The sequence below is a fragment of the Sphingobacterium sp. UBA7253 genome (genome assembly GCF_002472745.1).
Lineage (GTDB): Bacteria > Bacteroidota > Bacteroidia > Sphingobacteriales > Sphingobacteriaceae > Sphingobacterium > Sphingobacterium siyangense.
Genome location: NZ_DKSP01000042.1, coordinates 1 through 2,629, shown reverse-complemented (window position 1 = coordinate 2,629; position 2,629 = coordinate 1). Strand labels below are relative to the sequence as shown.

General features: G+C 41.6%; 2 protein-coding genes. One reads left to right on the top strand and one right to left on the bottom strand.

Annotated features, from left to right (window positions below; all coding sequences use genetic code 11):
- A partial coding sequence (gene ettA, locus B2X72_RS03870; protein ID WP_286848340.1) for an energy-dependent translational throttle protein EttA occupies window positions 1-1,557 on the bottom strand: 1,557 nt, incomplete at its 3' end.
- A 185-nt stretch (window positions 1,558-1,742) separates the two neighbouring features.
- Between ettA and B2X72_RS03865 the strand changes: the two genes are divergently transcribed.
- Window positions 1,743-2,629, top strand: an 887-nt coding sequence (locus tag B2X72_RS03865) for a Clp protease N-terminal domain-containing protein (RefSeq protein WP_286848338.1), incomplete at its 3' end; no start/stop codon positions are given.

Below are 2,629 nucleotides of genomic sequence, written 5' to 3'. Positions count from 1 at the left end.
AAGGATATGGGTACAGATACGATCCAGGAACCATCTATCGTGGGAGATCACAACGGCACAACCACCGAAATTCTCCAAGCCTTCTTCCAGTGCCCGTAAGGTATTTACATCAATATCATTGGTCGGCTCATCGAGTAAGAGCACATTTGAGCCTTCTTTGAGTGTAATAGCCAAGTGAACACGGTTACGTTCTCCACCGGAAAGTACACCTACTTTCTTTTGTTGATCAGCACCGTTAAAATTAAATTTGGAAACGTAAGCTCTTGAGTTTACCGAGCGGTTACCCAGCATCATATTGTCGCTGCCACCCGTAATATTTTCCCAAACCGATTTTTCAGGATCGAGGTCGTGGTGCATTTGGTCTACGTAACCCAATTTTACTGTTTCTCCGACCTTGAACGAACCCGTGTCAGGTGTTTCCTGACCTGTAATCAGACGGAATAAGGTTGTTTTACCCGCACCGTTGGGTCCAATAATCCCTACAATACCCGCAGGCGGCAACATGAAACTCAAATTTTCAAACAAGATACGATCGCCATACGCTTTGGAAATATTAGTTGCCTCAATGACCGAATTACCTAAACGTGGTCCCGGAGGAATAAACAATTCCAATTTTTCTTCACGTTCTTTCGTTTCCTCAGAAGCTAATTTTTCATAGTTATGCAAACGAGCTTTCGATTTGGCGTGGCGTGCTTTCGGTGCCATACGCACCCATTCCAGCTCACGTTCCAAGGTTTTTTGACGTTTGGTTTCCTGTTTTTCTTCCTGTGCCAAGCGTTTTGCTTTTTGATCTAACCAAGAAGAATAATTTCCTTTCCAAGGAATACCCTCACCGCGATCCAATTCAAGAATCCATCCGGCTACATTATCCAAGAAATAACGGTCGTGGGTAACGGCAATGACCGTTCCTTTATATTGTTTTAAATGTTGTTCTAACCAATCAATCGACTCGGCGTCCAAGTGGTTGGTCGGCTCATCTAGGAGTAATACATCAGGTTCCTGCAACAATAAGCGACATAATGCTACACGTCTGCGCTCACCACCTGACAAATTGACAATCTTCGCATCTGGTTCGGGGCAACGTAAAGCATCCATTGCTCTTTCCAATTTCGAATCGATTTCCCAAGCGTTAGTGGCATCAATGATATCCTGAAGTTCCCCTTGTCTAGCCAACAATTTGTCCATCTCATCGGCATTTTCATACACCTCTGGCAAGCCAAATTTTTCGTTGATTTCTTCGTATTCCTGTAAGATGGCTGTAATTTCAGCGACACCTTCCTGAACGACTTCAAGAACAGTCTTTTCAAGATCCAATTGAGGTTCTTGTGCTAAATAACCCACAGAGTAACCTGGGGAGAACACCACCTCGCCTTGGTAGGATTTATCCAATCCAGCGATAATTTTTAATAGGGAAGATTTACCTGATCCGTTTAAACCGATCACACCGATCTTCGCACCATAGAAAAAAGATAAATAGATATTTTTTAACACTTGTTTTTGAGGCGGATAGATTTTGTTGACACCCGCCATCGAAAAAATGATCTTCTCGTCTGACATAAAATTTAAAAAAATTCGAAAACTCTTATTATATTAACATACAAATGTAATCTTTTATACTGACATTTTGGACGTGTAACGGTCATGGCTTAATTGTTGATGACATTATTTAAAATAATTTTAAGGTTTGAAATGCAGAATTTACTACATTTATATATCCTTAATATAAAACAGAAAGGTATTCAATGGAAGCAAAATTTTCACCGCGCGTAAAGGATGTCATATCGTACAGTAGAGAGGAAGCTTTGAGATTGCGTCACGATTATATAGGAACGGAGCATTTATTGCTCGGATTGATTCGTGAAGGCGATGGTATGGCGATAAAGATCCTTAAAAACATAGGCATTGACACGACAGCACTACGTCAATCTGTGGAGGACGCAGTGAAGGGGGCATCGGTTTCACGCGCTCCTATTGGCAATATGCCATTAACAAAACAGGCTGAAAAAGTTTTGAAGATCACTTATTTGGAAGCTAAAATATTCAAATCGGACATCATCGGAACGGAGCATCTATTATTGGCTATCTTACGAGATGAAGATAATATTGCTTCTCAGATTTTACAACAATACAATGTGACTTACGACATCTTCAAATCTGAAGTTGAGCAAAATAGAACGACCATCAAGGATGAGGCTCCGGGCTCTCCTACAGGCGACGATGATTTTGCTGAGGATGATCAATATATCCAACCTAAAAAAGTTTCGGATATCAAATCCAAAACTCCGGTATTGGACAACTTTGGCCGTGATTTGACCAAAGCTGCCGAAGAGGGTAAATTGGATCCTATTGTGGGTCGCGAGAAAGAAATTGAGCGTGTATCTCAAATTTTATCCCGACGCAAGAAGAACAATCCTTTGTTGATCGGTGAACCGGGAGTTGGTAAATCAGCTATTGCGGAGGGACTTGCTCTTCGTATTGTCCAACGCAAGGTCTCACGTGTACTATTCAATAAGCGTGTAGTCACATTGGATCTGGCTTCATTGGTTGCCGGGACGAAATATCGTGGTCAATTTGAAGAACGTATGAAAGCGGTCATGAATGAACTGGAGAAATCACCGGATGTCATCTT